We start from the raw sequence: 16,593 nt of genomic DNA, 5'->3' as shown, positions 1-16,593 counted from the left end.
ATGAGCGAGCAAGACCAAAACCAAGCACCTGAGGCTTCTCAAGAGCAAGTTGAAGATAAACGTCTTCGTAAAATTCGCAGCTTTGTTAAGCGCGAAGGCCGTTTAACTAAACGCCAAGAAAAGGCATTAACAGAGTTTTGGCCGCAAATGGGCTTAGACCACCAAGCCAGCAACTACTCACTGGCAGAGGTATTTGGTCGCGAGGCAAAAATCGTACTAGAAATTGGTTTTGGTATGGGTGCGTCTTTGGTAGAGATGGCCACAGCTGCCCCAGAAACCAACTTTATTGGTATTGAAGTACATCGCCCCGGCGTTGGCGCTTGCATGGCAGATGCTGTTGAAGCGGGCATTACTAACTTGCGCGTATTTGAACACGACGCAGTAGAAATATTGAATGACAGTATTCCAGACAATAGTTTAGATACTGTTCAATTATTTTTCCCAGACCCATGGCACAAAGCGCGTCACCACAAACGCCGTATCGTGCAACTTGAGTTTGTTGAAGTGCTGCGCAAGAAGCTGAAGATTGGTGGTGTATTCCACATGGCGACAGACTGGGAAAACTACGCCGAGCACATGTTAGAAGTCATGCAAGCTGCACCGGGTTATAGCAATACCTCAGACACTAACGACTATGTGCCGCGTCCAGAATGGCGCCCATTAACTAAATTTGAAAACCGCGGCCATCGTTTAGGCCACGGTGTGTGGGATTTGATATTCGCTCGCGAGTCTTAATTACCCGCTTAATCAGTAAAGCAATTGAGAAGGTCGTTTAGAAATAAACGGCCTTTTTTTGTTACCGCCCAATGCTGATCATGCTCATCTAATAGTTCTTGTTGCCTTGCCTCTTTAAGCGATGACTCAAGCTTGCTAAGCGGCAAACCACTTAAGTTAATAAACTCAGCCTTGGGAATATCTTCAAACAAACGTAAGCGGTTTAAGAAATACTCAAAGGCTAAATCATCTTGCTCCACTGCCCAGTGCTTAAACATAAATTCGCGCTCTGGTGCTAAATAACCCTTAGGGTGTTTAACTTTTTCTGTTCGTATGATGGCTTGTTGAGTTAGGTCGCTTATTTTGCCGTGCGCGCCACAGCCAATGCCTAAGTAGTCGCCAAAACGCCAATAATTAAGATTGTGTTGTGAGCGGTCGCCATTTTTACAGTAGGCCGAGACTTCATATTGCTCAAAGCCTGCTTGTTGCAGTAGCTGGTGGCCTTGCTCATAAATATCCCATAACAGATCCTCGTTAGGCAGTTTGGGAGGGCGAGAAGCAAAGGCGGTATTGGCTTCAATCGTTAGTTGATACCAAGATAAATGGCTTGGGCCAAGGGCAAAAGCTTGTTGTAAGTCGCTCATTGCTTGCTCGAGGCTTTGATTTGGCAAGCCGTGCATTAAATCAAGGTTGATGCGCTTAAAACCGGCTTGCTGGGCAAACTCAAAGGCTTTGATGGCCTCGTCACCGCTGTGAATGCGGCCAAGCTTGGTGAGGTGCTCAGCTTGAAAGCTTTGTACGCCAATGGATAAGCGGTTTACCCCTGCTTGAAAATAACCAGCGAAGCGCTCTGCCTCGGCGGTACCGGGGTTGGCTTCCATGGTCACTTCGGTCTCAGGGCCTAATACCAAGCGCTGTTTGATGCCTTGCAATAAATCGCTGATAGCTTGGGAAGATAGCAGGCTAGGGGTGCCTCCGCCAATAAAAATACTGTGCAAGGCTCGGCCATGTAAGGCAGGGAAGCGGGCTAAGTCGGCATCTAAATCGGCCAGCAGGGCTTGTATGTAGTCGGCTTCAGGTAAGTCTTGCTTGAGACCATGAGAGTTAAAATCGCAATAGGGGCACTTTTGTACGCACCAAGGCACGTGAACGTAAAGGCTAAGTGCTGGGCTAAGCCTTAGCATGCTTGCGCTTCCATTTGCGCTAACAACTGGCGTAACGCAATACCGCGATGGCTAAGGGCGTTTTTTTCTGCCTTGCTGATTTGAGCAGACGTTGCCTGATGTTGTTCTACCCAAAATACCGGGTCATAGCCAAAGCCGCCAGCACCATTAATTTCTTCGGTAATGCTACCGCGCCATTTACCGTGGCAAATTAGCGGCGCTGGGTCATCGGCATGGCGCAAGTAAACCAATACGCAGTGAAACTCTGCGCCGCGCTGGGCTGGCGGCACCTGCTTCATTGCGTCTAACAGTTTAAGCACGTTGTCATGGTCATTTGCATCTTCGCCAGCGTAGCGAGACGAGTATAAACCGGGGGCACCGTTTAAGTAGTCTACGGCTAAACCTGAATCGTCAGCAATGGCAGCGAGCCCAGTAATCTTAGCCGCGTGGCGGGCTTTAATAATGGCATTTTCCACAAAGGTGGTGCCGGTTTCGGCGGCGTCTTCTATGGCAAATTCACTTTGGGCAATAATTTGCTTGTTTAGTGGTTTAAGTAATTCCGAAAGCTCGGCCACTTTGCCGGGGTTGCCGGTGGCAAGTACAACTTTTTGCATACTGAGTCCTAGAGTAACAAGAGGCTGGTGTAGTTTAATCGAAGGGGCTGTGCTGAAACAGCCTTAACTAACAGCTAAGGCTGGGTATTTTAGATTGTTTAGGGGTTGTTGATCTTTGGTGTTGAAATTTTATTCGAGATAAGCGGGCTTTAATCGCGGCGAGCACTTAGAAGCCTAGCGGGCTAAGCGAGAAGTGTTCAACAAAGAGTAAAGTTCGCTTATCTGAACCCTTCGGGCAGCATTTCTTAGCCATTTACGCAGCGTTAGCGAACGATTATTAAGCCCACTTAACTTCACACTCACTGCCTTGCTTAAATGGCTAATCAATTGCTGTAAAAACCATCAGCAAAGATTAACAGCCCCTAATCTACGTAGAACTTCTGTTGAAACTCTAGCAGCTGTTGGCTTTTGCCATCATCAATAGTGAGCTTGAAACGAAAGGTCTCTTCGTTGCTGTGACGTAATTCGGCAATGTAGTAAATCGACTCGCCTTCGCGAATCTCTTTAAACTCTAGGTTTTTTTGATTCCCAATTAAGTTACGCGCTGTTCCTGATATGTTTACTGCAACTGGAGCCTTGTTAGCCGATTTGCTGTCGAGCACGGTAATGTTAATCAGGCCGTTATATCGGCTACGCTGCAAACCGTAAATTTTGGCGACTTCTGCTGGAATAAAGGTGGAGTTAAAAGCCACATAGTGCACTTCATAGTTACCCAGTTGAGCTTTTTGTTCCGCCTGACTGGGTAGAGAAAATAGCATTATGCTGGCGATCAAGTTGACCAAGAAAAACTTACTCATGAGGGCGACCTTTTTTACATGCATGGTTTAAGTATAGAAAGATTCTGCGTGATAAAAGTTACAGCAAACCAGCGATTATCTCAGGGATTTGTTTTGGCTGAGCAATGCTAATGGTTTTGTGGCGACCAAGTTCTCCGCGAAGGATAGAGATTTGGGATTTGGCCACCTTACATTGTTTCGCTAAAAACTTGCTCAAGTGCTGATTGGCTTTTCCATCAACCGGTGGAGCAGTAATGGCGATTTTAAGCTCTTCACCGTGCAAGCCAATAATCGCGTCGCGGCTCGCCTTAGGTTGCACGTAAACCTGCAACAGCAGGTTTACGTCATCAAAGCTAACGGGCTTAGGCAATTACAAAGAGCTCCAGAATGGCACCCAACCAGCGATTAACAAATTAAGAAAGTTAAGCGCAATAAATAGCACCAATACAGATAAATCCAATCCTCCCATGGAAGGAAGGATTCGGCGGATCGGTGAAAGTAGCGGTTCAGTTAATTGGCCTAACACATACTCTATTGGGCTGCGGCCTTGGCTTACCCAGCTTAGGATAGCGCGCAGTAACAATACCCAGAACAACAACATTCCTGCTTCTTTTAGTGTGCTAAACAAGGCCAGAATCGCTACCGCAGTTAAATCAAAACCGCCACGTAGCTGCATTAAAATAGCCCATTTGGCAAAGGATATGACTAATGCCAAGAACACCGCTGCCCAATCTACTCCAGCAAATCCTGGGATAATCCGGCGTAGCGGAACGACAATTGGGTTGGTTGCTTTAACCACAAACTGGCTAAGCGGGTTGTAAAAATCGGCGCGCGCCATTTGTAGCCACACACGCAGTAAAACCACCATCAAGTAGAGGTTGAATACAACTTCAATCAAGTAACTAAGCGCTTGCATAAGGTCCTCAGAATAATTTAAAACAAACTTTCCATTTCGCGTCCGCGTTCAACGGCGGCGTCCATGGCATTGGCGACTACTTTACGTAAGCCTTGTTCTTCAAAAACACGAATCGCCTCGGCAGTCGTGCCTCCCTTAGAAGTAACATTGGCCCGAAGTGTCGCTAAATCAAGGTCTGGGTTAGCTGCAACTAATTCGGCACTGCCTAAGGCTGATTGCTGAACTAAGCTTCTAGCTTGTTCAGGGCTAAAGCCTAGTTGCTCTGCTTGCTGCTGCATAGCTTCCATAAACAGGAAAAAGTAAGCGGGGGCACTGCCTGCAGCTGCGATGATATGGTTGATATCATCTTCGTTTGCCACCCAGCAGGTCTCACCTACTGCTTGCATTAGCTGCTCAGCGCAAGCAATTTGCTCTTCGCTTACATCTGCTGGAGCAAATAAACCTGTCATACCACGGCCAACCAATGCAGGAGTATTAGGCATGGTGCGCACAATGGCAACCTGCTCACCCAGCAAACCTTTCAAGCGTTTAACGCTGACACCTGCAGCAATAGAGACAAACAGTTTACTGCTTAAGTCAATGCCTGCTTCGGCAATGGCTTGGCAAACCACTGCCATAAGTTGCGGTTTTACCGCCAATACAATCACATCGCTTTGGGCAATGGCTTGATTGTTATCGCCAGTTACATTTACCGAAAACTGCTGCTTAAGATTTTGCTGCTGCTCAGTATTAGGATCACTCGCGGTAATGTTGCTTGGGTTTGCGCCATTAGCGAGTAAGCCGCCAATCAAACTGCTGGCCATGTTACCACCGCCAATAAACGCAATTCGAGCTGTCATGTTCAATTTTCCTTATTATTGTTCTTATACCAATCGTACTAAGTCACTGTTCATTCTAGCTGGTTAAAATACTCGATAATTGCGTTAGCATTTTTGATTGTAGAATAACTACTTATCGAAAAATCCTGCCTTATTCTCGAGTATTTTTCCTGCGCTATTTCTGATCACTTACTTAGTGTGATTGGTATTAGTTTCGTTGGCCAAATATCGCGCTGCCCACCCTAACCATGGTACTGCCGTTATTGATTGCCATTTGCATGTCGCCACTCATTCCCATGGAAAGAGTATCAACGCTAGAATATTGTTGCTGTAATTCGCTAAATTTTTGTTGCATGGCGGCAAATTGAGCCGCCAGCTCTTGGCCTTGCTCAAGTTTTTGCGGAATGGCCATTAAACCGCGCAAGGTTAAGGCTGGCTGTTTCGCAATGTGTGCAGCCAATGCAAGGACATCTTCCAACAATGCTCCTGATTTAGCCGGTTCTTGGCTAATATTGACTTGAATACACACTTGCAAGGGTGCCATGTTGCTGGGGCGCTGCGCCGCTAAGCGATCGGCTATTTTTGCCCGCTCAAGGGTTTGCATCCAATCAAAGTACTCCGCCACGAGGCGAGTTTTGTTGGACTGCAAGGGGCCAATAAAGTGCCACTCTATGGGATCTTTTAACCAGCTTTGCTGTTGGCTTTCGAGTATTTTGTCTACGCCCTCTTGCACATAGTTTTCACCAAAGCTGCGCTGGCCAGCTTGATAGGCTGTTGCAATATCACTCAAAGGTTTGGTTTTACTAACGGCCAACAAATCAACAGCATCTGCGGGGCGATGTGCTTTAGCTAACGCTTGCTGAATTTCTTGGTTAACAAATTGAAGTGCTTGGGTAATACTGCTCATAGACTCACATTGAGGAAATAATTAAATGGATGTTACTGAATTACTGGCCTTTAGTGTAAAACATAACGCGTCGGATCTACACCTATCTGCAGAATTGCCACCGATGATTCGGGTAGACGGCGAAGTACGTAAAATTAACCTACCGGCACTAGAGCACAAACAAGTTCATAGCCTGATCTACGACATTATGAACGATAAGCAACGTAAAGAGTACGAAGAAAACCTAGAGATTGACTTCTCGTTTGAGGTGCCCGGTGTAGCGCGCTTTCGTGTGAATGCCTTTCAACAGAGCCGCGGCGCTGCAGCGGTATTTCGTACCATTCCTTCAGAAGTATTGAGTTTAGAGCAACTAGGTGCACCGGCTATTTTTCGGCAAATCGCCGAACACCCACGTGGTTTAGTGCTAGTAACTGGCCCTACCGGTTCTGGTAAATCAACCACATTGGCGGCGATGATCGACTACATTAATGAGCAGCGTCATGAGCACATCCTTACCATTGAAGATCCGATAGAATTTGTTCACAAAAACAAAAACTGTTTGATTAACCAACGTGAAGTGCACCGCGATACCCACAGCTTTAACAATGCGCTACGTTCAGCGCTTCGTGAAGACCCGGATATTATTCTAGTTGGTGAATTACGTGACTTAGAAACCATTCGTTTAGCACTCACCGCAGCCGAAACGGGTCACTTAGTATTTGGCACCTTGCACACCACCTCAGCAGCTAAAACCATTGACCGTGTGATTGACGTATTCCCAGCAGCTGAAAAAGACATGGTACGCTCCATGTTGTCGGAATCGCTGCGTGCGGTAATTGCTCAAACTCTACTTAAAAAACTGGGCGGTGGACGAGTGGCTGCTCACGAAATCATGACCGGTATTCCAGCTATTCGTAACTTGATTCGTGAAGACAAAGTGGCGCAAATGTACTCGGTTATTCAAACCGGGATGGCGCACGGCATGCAGACCTTGGATCAAAACTTAAAAGAGTTGGTGAACCAAGGCATGGTGTCGTATGAAGACGCTAAACTTAAAGCTGCAGATCCGAATAACTTCTAGGAGGGTTTATGTTACTCGATGAGCTATTAAGCGATATGTCGGAGCGTAAAGCATCCGATTTATATCTATCAGTTGGGGTGCCGCCTAGTGCTAAAGTGAGTGGCCGTTTAATGCCGCTAACAGAGCAAAAGCTGATGCCAGAACACGTAATGGATATGCTGGCCGCTATTCGCACAGAGGCTCAGTTAGAAGCCTTTGTATCTGGCCGTGAGGCAAACTTTGCTATCGCTCGCCAAGGCTTGGGCCGTTATCGTGTGAGTGCCTTTTTTCAGCGCGAACAGCCAAGCATGGTGATTCGTCGCATTGAGACAGATATTCCTAGTTTTGAGCAGCTGCAATTGCCGCAAATTCTCAAAGAAGTGGGCATGTCAAAACGTGGTTTGATTCTGTTTGTTGGTGCTACTGGTGCGGGTAAGTCAACCACTCAGGCCAGTATGATTGATTACCGTAATCACAATTCTAGTGGGCATATTCTTACCATTGAAGACCCGGTGGAATTTATGCATAAACATGCTGGCTGTATTGTTAACCAGCGTGAAGTGGGCATTGATACGCCGTCGTTTGATGAAGCCTTGAAGAACTCCTTGCGCCAAGCGCCCGATGTGATTTTGATTGGTGAGATCCGTACCCGAGAGACCATGGAGTTTGCTTTGCAATTCTCTGAAACCGGTCACTTATGTATGGCTACCTTGCACGCTAACAACGCGAACCAAGCCCTCGACCGAATCATGCACTTAGTGCCAGAAGAGCGCCATCGTCAGTTGTGTTTTGATTTATCATTCAACCTACGGGCGATTGTGGCTCAGCAGTTAGTGCCTACCAAAGATGGCAATGGCCGCCGCGGGGTATTTGAAATTTTACTTAATACGCCATTAGCTGCCGATTTGATTCGTAAAGGCGATATGCACAAGCTGAAAGAGTTAATGAGTAAATCGCGTGAGCAGGGCATGTTAACCTTCGACCAAAGCTTGTTTGAATTGTATGAGAGCGGCGTAATTGGTTATACCGAAGCGATTGCCCATGCTGATTCGCCTAACGATCTTCGTTTGATGATTAAATTGCATGGCACCGAGAAATCGAATAATTTAGACAGCGGAATGTTAGACGGTGTTACCGTCGATTTTTAACTCTTGAAAGGAGCATTATGTTAGCGGTTATTTCACCAGCTAAAACCTTGGATTTTAGTTCTGAGTTAGCGAGTTACTCATCTTCTCGCCCTGAGCTGCTTGAGCATAGTGCCGAGCTAATCGATGTGGCTAGGCAGTTAAGCCCAGCCGATATCGCTAGCTTAATGAAAATTAGTGATAAGTTGGCAGGCTTAAACGCTGCCCGTTTTGCTGAGTGGACTAAGGACTTACCAGAAGATTTGGCTCGCCCAGCGGTGTTTGCATTTAAAGGCGATGTTTACACTGGCTTAGATGCTGCCAGCTTAAGCGCTGAGCAGTTAGACTATGCCCAGCAGCATTTGCGGATCTTGTCTGGTCTTTATGGCTTGTTGCGACCCATGGATTTGATGATGGCTTATCGCTTAGAAATGGGCATTAAGCTTGCCAATGAAAGAGGGGCAAACTTGTATCAGTTTTGGGGTGAGATTATCACCGATAAACTAAATCAAGCCTTAGCCGAGCAGGGCGACAATATTCTGGTTAACTTAGCCTCTAATGAGTACTTTAAAGCGGTTAAACCCAAGCTGTTAAATGGCACGGTTATTACCCCAGTGTTTAAAGATCAAAAGAACGGTCAATATAAGATCATTAGCTTTTATGCCAAAAAAGCCCGTGGCTTAATGGCTCGCTATATGTTTGATAAACAGGTCACCAGTTTAGAGCAACTGAGCCAGTTCGATTACCAAGGTTATTATTTTGATGAAGCTAGCTCGGATGCTAGCACTTTGGTCTTTTTACGTGACGAGGCCTAAGACCTAAGGTGGTTTACAGCCTGAGAAAGCCCCACTTAGTTGGGGCTTTTTTTATGCGCATAATTGTTTACGGCGCAATCGAGGGAGATTAAGGCCTTTAGCCACTATAACAAACCGTCTTTACTAGGCTTAGCTTTTCACTTATCAGTAAGGAAAGCTAATATGTTAGACGCAATTTTAGAGCACTATTCACAGTATCTTTATCTAAGTGCTGAAGTAAATAAAACCAATGGGCAGCATGTTAATGTGAGTGAGCTGTTCACGGTTAAATTTACCTTGCTAAATACCGCTCCAACCATTCGAAGTACCCGCCAAGCTAAAATAGTTTTTTTAAACCCGTACTTACAGGTTATTAAGACTGACTATGCCGCACCATGGGGGCCAGATAATGAAGCTTGGGATTCTATGGGCTTGAACTTTCGTCGAGATCTCAACCCCGGAGAAAGTGCCAACTTAGAAGTTGAATTTGTAGCCCTTCGTTCGATGGACCGCCGTCGACTCATTGTAGAAGAACCTTATACTTCGGTGTCGGTTAAAGCGCCATTGGACGTGAATGAACTCTTTTTTGCACATCAACAGTTTGAGTTTTCACATGACATTCGTCTTCGCTCACCTACAGATAGAGAGTAAGTGAAAAGTAAAACTAGATGATGGTTTTAGGCGATTTATAGTAAGGACCTGTAAAGCTTTTAACTTTTTATTCACTTGAGTTTTTGCTCCAGCCTTGTCAATATCACAAAAAAGCCTACCTAGAATAGGTTTGATTGGTAAATAGGTGACTTATTTTTTACTCAAGGTAATCGACATGAATAGTCGAGTTAGGCCATATGGAGATAATATGAAAAATAAGATTGCAGTGGTATTAGCGCTAGTTGGCGCAGCTTCATTATCAGGGTGTTCTAATGCTCCTCAAGGTGATGCAGGGATTATTTGTCCAGCAATTGGTGCTGGCTTTGGTGGTCTTCTTGCTGGTGGTGGTGGTGCCGTTGGTGGGGGAATCGTAGGTGCTCTACTTTGTGCGAACCCAGACCGAGACGGTGATGGTGTGGCTAATAGCGTTGATGAGTGCCCCGATACACCAGCAGGCGCAATAGTTGATGAACGCGGTTGTGAAATCGTCGAAGAAGTTGTTGTAGAAGAAGTGGTTGTTGTTGAGGAAGAGATTGTAGAAGAGGTGGTCGTGGTTGCTGCAGCTGCTGCAGTGCTTATTCCTGAGTCTTGCGAACAATATGTGATGGTTGAAGATGATAAAGTGGTTGGCTTTGAGCACATCTTGTTTGGTTTTAACAAAGATGAATACGACGCAGACGAGCAAGAGAAACTGGATTGTATCGCTAAGACCGTTATAGCCAATGATCTAAAAATTGATGTAGCTGGTCATACTGACAATATTGGTAGTGATGAATACAATTATGAGCTTAGTAAGCGCCGAGCCCATAATGTTGGCGTTGCCTTGTTAGCTGCCGGTGTAACCAGAGATGCGGCTGTTGAAGAAGGCAAAGGCATTGCTGCACCAATTGCTTCTAACGCTACCGAAGAAGGTCGTGCCCATAACCGCCGAGTAGAAGTGCGCGTTTATAACTAAGATCTTCTACCAGAGTTAACGAAAAAGCCACGTTATGCGTGGCTTTGTTTTGAGTGGCTATTTCCCTTTGGCTATTTCTTGGCTTTTTTAGCCAGCTTCTTAGCGCGACCCTTAGCCTTTTTCTTGGCGGCTTTTTTAGCTTCCGCCGTTTTAGGTTTTTTCTTCTTAGCCGGTGGCGCGGCAACTCGGTGAGTGGGGCGTAAGCTATCAATCACCCGGCGCTTAATCGGTTCGTCGGTATAGCGCTCGGCTTTAGCCAATGCGCCCATGTCATGTGCTTCAACTAAGTTAATCGCCATACCCTTGCGACCAGCACGTGCGGTACGGCCAATACGGTGAACATAAACATCTGGTGTGCGAGGCATGTCATAGTTAAATACATGGCTAATTTCAGGTACATCTAAGCCTCGAGCAGCCACATCGGTCGCGATGAGGATCTTAACTTCACCCTCTCTAAAGGCTTGCATGGCTTGGTTGCGTTTGTCTTGAGCCATTTCACCACGCAAGTACGATGCTTTAATCTCATCGCTTTGTAGCTGTTCTGCTAAGGCATATAAACGATCACGGGTTTTTACAAATACCACGCAACGTTCAATCTCTTCGTTAAGCAAGTAGTGGCGCAATAATTGGTATTTATGGGCAGCATCATCACAGAAGTGCAAAATTTGTAGAATCTTAGCCCGCTCACGACGAGGTGGTTCTACTTCAATTTGTACAGGGTCTTGCATCACCTTGTCGGCAAAACGCATTAAACCAGAGCCTTCTAAAGTGGCAGAGAATAAGGCCGTTTGGCTGCGCTCACTGGTAGCGTCGCTAATCGTTTCCATGTCTTTGATAAAGCCCATGTCTAACATTCGATCGGCTTCGTCTAGAATCAATACCTCAATGGCTTGGGTATCAAACACCTTATAGGTGATGTACTCCATTAAGCGGCCAGGAGTGGCGATCACGATATCAATATTGCCTTTAAGCTGTTCAGCGTGAACATCGTATTTAACCCCACCAGTGATATCGATGGTTGTCAGTTTGGTGTGCGCTGTTGCTAAGCGAGCCTGTTCGGCCACTTGCATGGCAAGCTCACGGGTAGGCGTCAGAATTAATACTCGACCGGGCCCAGCTTTACGGCGAGGGTAATCCAACAAATGTTGAATTGCTGGCAGCAAAAAGCCTAAGGTTTTACCTGTGCCAGTTGGCGCAGAAGCCAGTACATCTCGACCATCAAGCATGGCCGGAATGGTTTGCTGCTGAATAGTTGTGGCTTTTTGTAAGCTCATATCGCTTACTGCAGCTAGGATCTGCGGGTCTAGGTCGAGGTCTTCGAAGGTCATAAATCTACCAAGTTGTGAGGCGCCATCGACTTGAACCAAAAGCGCGGGTCATTTACATTCGCGGCATAGTATAGCGCCAAACAGAGGCAAGCAAGAAGTGATCGATCATAATCAGCGTCCTGGATTCACCTTTAAGCAGTTTCATGTAGCACATGATCAATGCGCAATGAAGGTAGGTACCGACGGGATCTTATTAGCGGCGTGGCTTAATCTGGCAAATGCTAAGCGCATATTGGATGTTGGAACAGGCACCGGATTAATTAGCTTAATCATGGCTCAACGCGGTGAAGGCAAGCTGAGTATTGATGCCATTGATATTGACGCTGATGCCTGTGAGCAAGCTAAATCTAATGTGGCGAACTCTCCGTGGGCAAAAACTATCAATGTAACTTTAAGTAGTATGCAAACCCACCTATCACCTTATGCCTATGATCTTATTGTTTCTAATCCGCCGTATTATCCAGCCGGACAGCAATTCGATGAAAAGCGCCAGCTAGCTAGGCACACTGGCTCGCTCAATGCAGAGCAGTTTTTTGCTGCCTTAAAAAAGTTATGCCATGCAAACACCGAACTGGTGTTAGTGCTCCCGTGTGATGTAGCAGAGTTGTGGCAACAGCAAGCCTTAAGCAACAATTGGTGTTTAATACATCAAGCTGAGGTGCAATCACTTCCCAATAAACCAGCCATTCGTAGTTTGATGCGCTTCTCTCAACACGCTTCGTTATCACGCACGCAAGAGCAAATCCTTATCTATCAGGAGGATAGAACTTACTCTGAGCAATATGTTGAGTTGTGTAGAGAATTGTACTTAAAAATGTAGATTTGTTTACTGTTGAGTTGGATCAATTATCCTTTATGTAGATTTATTCACTAGTTTTATGTTTCTTGGCCATGCTATATACTTCGGCGCTTAAAAATATAATCAATTGCAATTTACAACGGGGATAACACGTGACCAAACCTCTTGGATCATGGAATACAATCAGCTTAGGGATGATGGTTTTTGCCTTTTTTTTAGGCGCAGGTAATTTAATTTTTCCACCTATGGCAGGCATGTTAGCTGGCGACAATTTAGCGATGTCGATGCTTGGTTTTCTGGCCACTGCGGTAGGTTTACCTTTACTGGGTTTATTAGCGATTGCTAAAGCCGGTGGTGGTATTGTTCACTTAGGTCGCTATTTGCCCAGTAAAGTCGCCAACTTTATTGCGCTCGCCATTTATTTGGTATTGGTTCCGATGTTCGGGATTCCCCGTACATGTTTGGTAGCTTATGAGCTTGGCTTGGTACCGCTGGTTGAAAGCGCTAGCCAACTCACTTTAATTGCTTACTCGTTGTTCTATTTTGTGGCGGCTTTGTTTTTTATTCTGCGCCGTGGTGGGTTGATTGATACCGTGGGTAAAATTATCACGCCTTTACTGGTGATTTGTATCGCAGCTATTGGTGTGAGTGTGTTTAGCAATCCTTTTGCTGAGATTGCCGAAGCGCAAAAAGGCTTTGCCGAGATGCCTTTTGGTCAAGGTTTTATCGACGGTTACAACACTATGGATGCACTTGCAGCATTGATGTTTGGTGTGTTGATGATCGATGCGCTTAACGGTAAGGGTATAAGTGGTAAAGGCGAGCAGTTTGGCTATTTGGTTAAAGCCAGCATAATAGCGGCAATTGGCTTAACCCTATTTTATGTCGTGCTGTTTTATTTAGGTGCTACCGCTACCGGCGTAGCGCCAGAGGCGCAAAATGGTGGCGAAATTATTGTTGCCTACGTAGCAGTATTATTTGGCGCTAAAGGCCAATTATTGTTATCTACCATTGTAAGCTTGGCCTGTTTCACTACCGCAATTGGTGGTATTTCGTCGTTCTCAACGTATGTGAGTGATAACAGCAAGTTCTCATATAAGCTTACCGCTATTGCTACTGCTGCCTGCTGTGCATTAGTGGCTAACATTGGTTTGAACCAACTGTTGGTGGTTTCTATTCCAATTCTTATTGGTATTTACCCGGTAGCAGTGGCATTGATTGCCTTTAACCTGTTAGTGGATTGGTTTAATCGACCTCAAATGGCGGCTCGATTAATTATTGGTGTAGCGGCTATTTTTGGTGTACTCGACGCAATCAAAGCGACTGGCGTGAACATGGAAGCCTTTAATGTATTACCGGGTTTCTCACAAGGTTTTGCTTGGTTATTACCTACTCTAGCCGCAGTATTGGTTAGCGTGTTTGCTCGCTCAAGCAAGCAAACCGTTGCCGAAACCGCATAAGCTTAATTAGCGCCAACAGCATGTTGGCGCTATTTAAACTTGTTGCAGTTCGGCCAATTCCTGCTTTAACTGGCCACACCATTGTTGAATACGCTGGTCGCTTAATTCGTATTGATGTTCATCGTCTAGCGCTAAGCCATAAAAGAATTCGCCGTCTTCGGTGAGAGCTTTAGAGGCTTCAAACTCATAACCTTGGTTTGGCCAAAAGCCAATAAAGTTAGCGCCAGAGGGCGCCAGTTGCTCAAACAATAATCCCATAGCATCTAAAAACCATTCGCTATAACCCACTTGGTCGCCTAGGCCAAACAGTGCGATGGTTTTGTTCTTAAAATCAAGCCCTTCAAGGTTATCCCATACGGCTTCCCAATCTTCCTGTAATTCGCCATAATCCCAAGTAGAAATGCCAAGAATAAGCAGCGAATAGTCGTGCATTTGGCTTATGTCGCAATCTTTAATATTGAACATTTCGATATCATGGTCGGCAAATTCAGCGAGAATTTTCTCTGCTGCCATTTCGGTGTAACAGGTAGACGAGCCAAAGAACAGGCCTATGCGCATGTAAAACTTCCTTAAGCGTTGCAGTGTGCGCGGGCAGTTTATCAAAAGCGCTAACTAACACCAATAAGCCAAGTGTTAGCCCGATTAATTAGTGAGAAATATGCCAAGCAAGCAAAGCAAACCTAAAGCCAGCGAGATTGATAATCCACATATCAATCGCTTTATTGAACAGTTGTGGTTTGAGCACAGCCTTGCAGAGAATACCCTTAATTCTTATCGCAATGATTTAAACCAGCTGGCGAGTTTTTTGTTGCAGAAAGAAGTCCCACTAGAACAAGCTGAAGCCTTAGATTTGCAGGGCTTTATCGCTTACCGCTATGAGCAAGGCCAAAAGCCGGCAAGCGCGGCAAGACAGCTTTCAACCTTGAAGCGCTTTTACCGCTTTTTGATTCAAGAAAAAAGCCGAGAAGATGATCCCTGTGCCTTGTTAGTTCAACCTAAATTAGAGAAAAAACTACCGGGCACCTTAAGTGAAGCCGAGGTAGAAGCCTTGCTTAATGAGCCGCAGTTGGATGATCCCATTCAGCATCGCGATTTAGCCATGTTAGAAGTTTTATATGCCACTGGGCTGCGAGTGACCGAGTTGGTTAGCCTGCAAATAGAGCAAGTGAGCTTGCGCCAAGGTTTGGTAAGGGTTGTGGGTAAAGGTGGTAAAGAGCGCTTAGTTCCTTTGGGGGAGCAAGCAGTAGATGTATTAGAGCGCTACTTAAAGCAAGCGAGACCATTGTTACTAAAACAAGAGAGCGATGTATTGTTTCCAAGCTCTCGTGGTAGCCAAATGACCCGGCAAACTTTTTGGCATCGCATTAAGCGCTATGCCAGCTTAGCAGGGATTAACAACCACTTATCACCGCATACCTTACGTCATGCTTTTGCCACTCACTTGCTTAACCACGGCGCTGATTTAAGGGTGGTGCAAATGTTATTGGGGCATAGTGATTTGTCTACAACTCAAATTTATACCCATGTAGCAAACGAGCGTTTACGTAGTGTTTACCAGCAACATCACCCGCGCGCTTAGGCGACCTACTAAGCAGTTTATAACTAAATTTTTTGCAATTACCGCCTATAGGCGGTAAGTTTTGCAAGCTTTGCACGGTCTGCTTGTATACCCCTAATTCGGAGAAAATTTAATGAAATTATCCAAGGCCTTATTGTTGTCGATGAGTTTATTCGGCCTAAGCTTAAACACTGCCTGGAGTGACGATGCCAGTGAGCAGCCTGAAACCAAGGTGGCTCAAGCAGACATGACCAACAAATTGGATACTACAAAAACCAAACAAGTGATTGAAGCGCGTTTAGGTGTAAAAGTAGATGCGGTAGCCGAAACGCCATTAGCTGGTATTTATGAAGTGGCCACCAGCCAAGGCATGTTTTATGTGAGCCAAGACGGTCGTTATTTAATTCAAGGTAGCTTGTTTGATTTAGTCAATCGAGTGAACCTAACGGATGCAAGCATGGCTAAGGTGCGAATTAAGCAGTTAGCAAGTTTTGAAAACGACATGATTGTATTCAAAGCAAAAGATGAAAAATACGTTGTGACAGTGTTTACCGATACCAGCTGTGGTTACTGTCGCAAGTTGCATAATGAAATGTACACTTACAAAGAAAAAAACCAGCAGACTCAAAAAGTTGAAACCTTAGCGGGTTATACCGATTTAGGCATTACTGTGCGTTACTTGGCCTTCCCACGTGGTGGAGTAGATTCTCCCGTTTATGGTGAAATGCAAAGTGTATGGTGTGCTGATGATAAAGCCGGTGCCATGAGCGCAGCTAAAAACGGCAGCTCTGTGGCTAAAGCCAGCTGTGACAACACGGTGCTTAAACAGTACCAGTTAGGTGAAGCGTTCGGTGTACGTGGTACGCCAGCTATGGTGTTAGAAGATGGCACTATGTTGCCGGGATATCGCCCACCTGCTGCCTTGTTAGAGTTTTTAGAGCGTAGCTAGCTTTCACTGCTGTAAATAGGCTCCTACT

Annotated in this window: 19 protein-coding genes; 10 read left to right on the top strand and 9 right to left on the bottom strand. The window is 45.5% G+C overall.

Going from position 1 to position 16,593, the window contains the following annotated elements:
* Positions 1-735 (top strand): tRNA (guanosine(46)-N7)-methyltransferase TrmB, encoded by a 735-nt coding sequence (gene trmB / locus K5609_RS16700; protein ID WP_221074623.1) that lies wholly within the window; start codon positions 1-3, stop codon positions 733-735.
* A gap of 8 nt (positions 736-743) precedes the next feature.
* Here the strand turns inward: trmB and hemW are convergent, their stop codons facing one another.
* From hemW to K5609_RS16665, 7 genes are all read right to left on the bottom strand, one after another.
* A complete protein-coding gene (gene hemW, locus K5609_RS16695) occupies positions 744-1,898 on the bottom strand; it encodes a radical SAM family heme chaperone HemW (RefSeq protein WP_221074622.1) in 1,155 nt (384 codons plus the stop codon).
* Positions 1,892-2,491 carry an RdgB/HAM1 family non-canonical purine NTP pyrophosphatase gene (gene rdgB, locus K5609_RS16690; protein WP_221074621.1) on the bottom strand — a complete coding sequence of 200 codons (600 nt, stop codon included), beginning with the start codon at positions 2,489-2,491 and terminating at the stop codon, positions 1,892-1,894. The genes hemW and rdgB overlap by 7 nt, the downstream gene beginning before the upstream one ends.
* A gap of 362 nt (positions 2,492-2,853) precedes the next feature.
* Positions 2,854-3,288, bottom strand: coding sequence for a DUF4426 domain-containing protein (locus K5609_RS16685; RefSeq protein WP_221074620.1), 435 nt, complete (start codon positions 3,286-3,288; stop codon positions 2,854-2,856).
* 58 nt (positions 3,289-3,346) lie between these two features.
* Positions 3,347-3,637: a DUF167 family protein YggU gene (yggU, locus tag K5609_RS16680; RefSeq protein WP_016401375.1), complete on the bottom strand. Its 291-nt coding sequence runs from the start codon at positions 3,635-3,637 to the stop codon at positions 3,347-3,349.
* Positions 3,638-4,183: a YggT family protein gene (locus K5609_RS16675; RefSeq protein ID WP_221074619.1), complete on the bottom strand. Its 546-nt coding sequence runs from the start codon at positions 4,181-4,183 to the stop codon at positions 3,638-3,640.
* A gap of 17 nt (positions 4,184-4,200) precedes the next feature.
* Positions 4,201-5,022 (bottom strand): pyrroline-5-carboxylate reductase, encoded by an 822-nt coding sequence (gene proC, locus K5609_RS16670; protein ID WP_221074618.1) that lies wholly within the window; start codon positions 5,020-5,022, stop codon positions 4,201-4,203.
* A 187-nt stretch (positions 5,023-5,209) separates the two neighbouring features.
* Entirely contained in the window at positions 5,210-5,908 is a 699-nt protein-coding gene (locus K5609_RS16665; protein ID WP_221074617.1) for a YggS family pyridoxal phosphate-dependent enzyme, read from the bottom strand.
* A 25-nt stretch (positions 5,909-5,933) separates the two neighbouring features.
* Between K5609_RS16665 and K5609_RS16660 the strand changes: the two genes are divergently transcribed.
* The 5 genes from K5609_RS16660 to K5609_RS16640 all read left to right on the top strand — a co-directional run bounded on the left by K5609_RS16660 (position 5,934) and on the right by K5609_RS16640 (position 10,471).
* Positions 5,934-6,968: a type IV pilus twitching motility protein PilT gene (locus tag K5609_RS16660; protein ID WP_221074616.1), complete on the top strand. Its 1,035-nt coding sequence runs from the start codon at positions 5,934-5,936 to the stop codon at positions 6,966-6,968.
* Positions 6,969-6,976: 8 nt separating this feature from the next.
* Complete coding sequence (locus K5609_RS16655) at positions 6,977-8,095, top strand: PilT/PilU family type 4a pilus ATPase (protein WP_221074615.1); 1,119 nt, start codon at positions 6,977-6,979, stop codon at positions 8,093-8,095.
* Positions 8,096-8,112: 17 nt separating this feature from the next.
* A complete protein-coding gene (gene yaaA / locus K5609_RS16650) occupies positions 8,113-8,886 on the top strand; it encodes a peroxide stress protein YaaA (protein WP_016401369.1) in 774 nt (257 codons plus the stop codon).
* 162 nt (positions 8,887-9,048) lie between these two features.
* Complete coding sequence (locus tag K5609_RS16645; protein ID WP_221074614.1) at positions 9,049-9,516, top strand: hypothetical protein; 468 nt, start codon at positions 9,049-9,051, stop codon at positions 9,514-9,516.
* A gap of 208 nt (positions 9,517-9,724) precedes the next feature.
* Positions 9,725-10,471 carry an OmpA family protein gene (locus K5609_RS16640; RefSeq protein WP_221074613.1) on the top strand — a complete coding sequence of 249 codons (747 nt, stop codon included), beginning with the start codon at positions 9,725-9,727 and terminating at the stop codon, positions 10,469-10,471.
* A gap of 71 nt (positions 10,472-10,542) precedes the next feature.
* On the opposite strand, the gene srmB is transcribed toward K5609_RS16640, so the two are convergent.
* Positions 10,543-11,799: an ATP-dependent RNA helicase SrmB gene (srmB, locus tag K5609_RS16635; protein ID WP_221074612.1), complete on the bottom strand. Its 1,257-nt coding sequence runs from the start codon at positions 11,797-11,799 to the stop codon at positions 10,543-10,545.
* A 97-nt stretch (positions 11,800-11,896) separates the two neighbouring features.
* Here srmB and K5609_RS16630 point away from each other — a divergent pair, with 97 nt between their 5' ends.
* Both K5609_RS16630 and brnQ read left to right on the top strand, forming a co-directional pair.
* Positions 11,897-12,619: a tRNA1(Val) (adenine(37)-N6)-methyltransferase gene (locus K5609_RS16630; RefSeq protein WP_221074611.1), complete on the top strand. Its 723-nt coding sequence runs from the start codon at positions 11,897-11,899 to the stop codon at positions 12,617-12,619.
* A gap of 131 nt (positions 12,620-12,750) precedes the next feature.
* On the top strand, positions 12,751-14,058 hold the full coding sequence (gene brnQ / locus K5609_RS16625) for a branched-chain amino acid transport system II carrier protein (RefSeq protein WP_246611878.1): 1,308 nt from the start codon (positions 12,751-12,753) through the stop codon (positions 14,056-14,058).
* A gap of 33 nt (positions 14,059-14,091) precedes the next feature.
* On the opposite strand, the gene fldB is transcribed toward brnQ, so the two are convergent.
* Complete coding sequence (gene fldB, locus K5609_RS16620; RefSeq protein WP_221074610.1) at positions 14,092-14,616, bottom strand: flavodoxin FldB; 525 nt, start codon at positions 14,614-14,616, stop codon at positions 14,092-14,094.
* A gap of 100 nt (positions 14,617-14,716) precedes the next feature.
* Here fldB and xerD point away from each other — a divergent pair, with 100 nt between their 5' ends.
* Complete coding sequence (xerD, locus tag K5609_RS16615; protein WP_221074609.1) at positions 14,717-15,637, top strand: site-specific tyrosine recombinase XerD; 921 nt, start codon at positions 14,717-14,719, stop codon at positions 15,635-15,637.
* A gap of 112 nt (positions 15,638-15,749) precedes the next feature.
* Positions 15,750-16,565: a thioredoxin fold domain-containing protein gene (locus K5609_RS16610; RefSeq protein ID WP_016401360.1), complete on the top strand. Its 816-nt coding sequence runs from the start codon at positions 15,750-15,752 to the stop codon at positions 16,563-16,565.
* Positions 16,566-16,593 lie beyond the last annotated feature (28 nt).

Source organism: Agarivorans aestuarii (genome assembly GCF_019670125.1).
GTDB classification, from domain to species: Bacteria; Pseudomonadota; Gammaproteobacteria; order Enterobacterales; family Celerinatantimonadaceae; genus Agarivorans; species Agarivorans aestuarii.
This window is presented reverse-complemented; position numbering and strand designations above follow the sequence as displayed.

Coding starts and splice junctions, on each gene's coding strand:
- trmB (WP_221074623.1), top strand. CDS start 1: ATGAGCGAGCAAGACCAAAACCAAGCACCTGAGGCTTCTCAAGAGCAA.
- hemW (WP_221074622.1), bottom strand. CDS start 1,898: ATGCTAAGGCTTAGCCCAGCACTTAGCCTTTACGTTCACGTGCCTTGG.
- rdgB (WP_221074621.1), bottom strand. CDS start 2,491: ATGCAAAAAGTTGTACTTGCCACCGGCAACCCCGGCAAAGTGGCCGAG.
- K5609_RS16685 (WP_221074620.1), bottom strand. CDS start 3,288: ATGAGTAAGTTTTTCTTGGTCAACTTGATCGCCAGCATAATGCTATTT.
- K5609_RS16675 (WP_221074619.1), bottom strand. CDS start 4,183: ATGCAAGCGCTTAGTTACTTGATTGAAGTTGTATTCAACCTCTACTTG.
- proC (WP_221074618.1), bottom strand. CDS start 5,022: ATGACAGCTCGAATTGCGTTTATTGGCGGTGGTAACATGGCCAGCAGT.
- K5609_RS16665 (WP_221074617.1), bottom strand. CDS start 5,908: ATGAGCAGTATTACCCAAGCACTTCAATTTGTTAACCAAGAAATTCAG.
- K5609_RS16660 (WP_221074616.1), top strand. CDS start 5,934: ATGGATGTTACTGAATTACTGGCCTTTAGTGTAAAACATAACGCGTCG.
- K5609_RS16655 (WP_221074615.1), top strand. CDS start 6,977: ATGTTACTCGATGAGCTATTAAGCGATATGTCGGAGCGTAAAGCATCC.
- yaaA (WP_016401369.1), top strand. CDS start 8,113: ATGTTAGCGGTTATTTCACCAGCTAAAACCTTGGATTTTAGTTCTGAG.
- K5609_RS16645 (WP_221074614.1), top strand. CDS start 9,049: ATGTTAGACGCAATTTTAGAGCACTATTCACAGTATCTTTATCTAAGT.
- K5609_RS16640 (WP_221074613.1), top strand. CDS start 9,725: ATGAAAAATAAGATTGCAGTGGTATTAGCGCTAGTTGGCGCAGCTTCA.
- srmB (WP_221074612.1), bottom strand. CDS start 11,799: ATGACCTTCGAAGACCTCGACCTAGACCCGCAGATCCTAGCTGCAGTA.
- fldB (WP_221074610.1), bottom strand. CDS start 14,616: ATGCGCATAGGCCTGTTCTTTGGCTCGTCTACCTGTTACACCGAAATG.
- xerD (WP_221074609.1), top strand. CDS start 14,717: ATGCCAAGCAAGCAAAGCAAACCTAAAGCCAGCGAGATTGATAATCCA.
- K5609_RS16610 (WP_016401360.1), top strand. CDS start 15,750: ATGAAATTATCCAAGGCCTTATTGTTGTCGATGAGTTTATTCGGCCTA.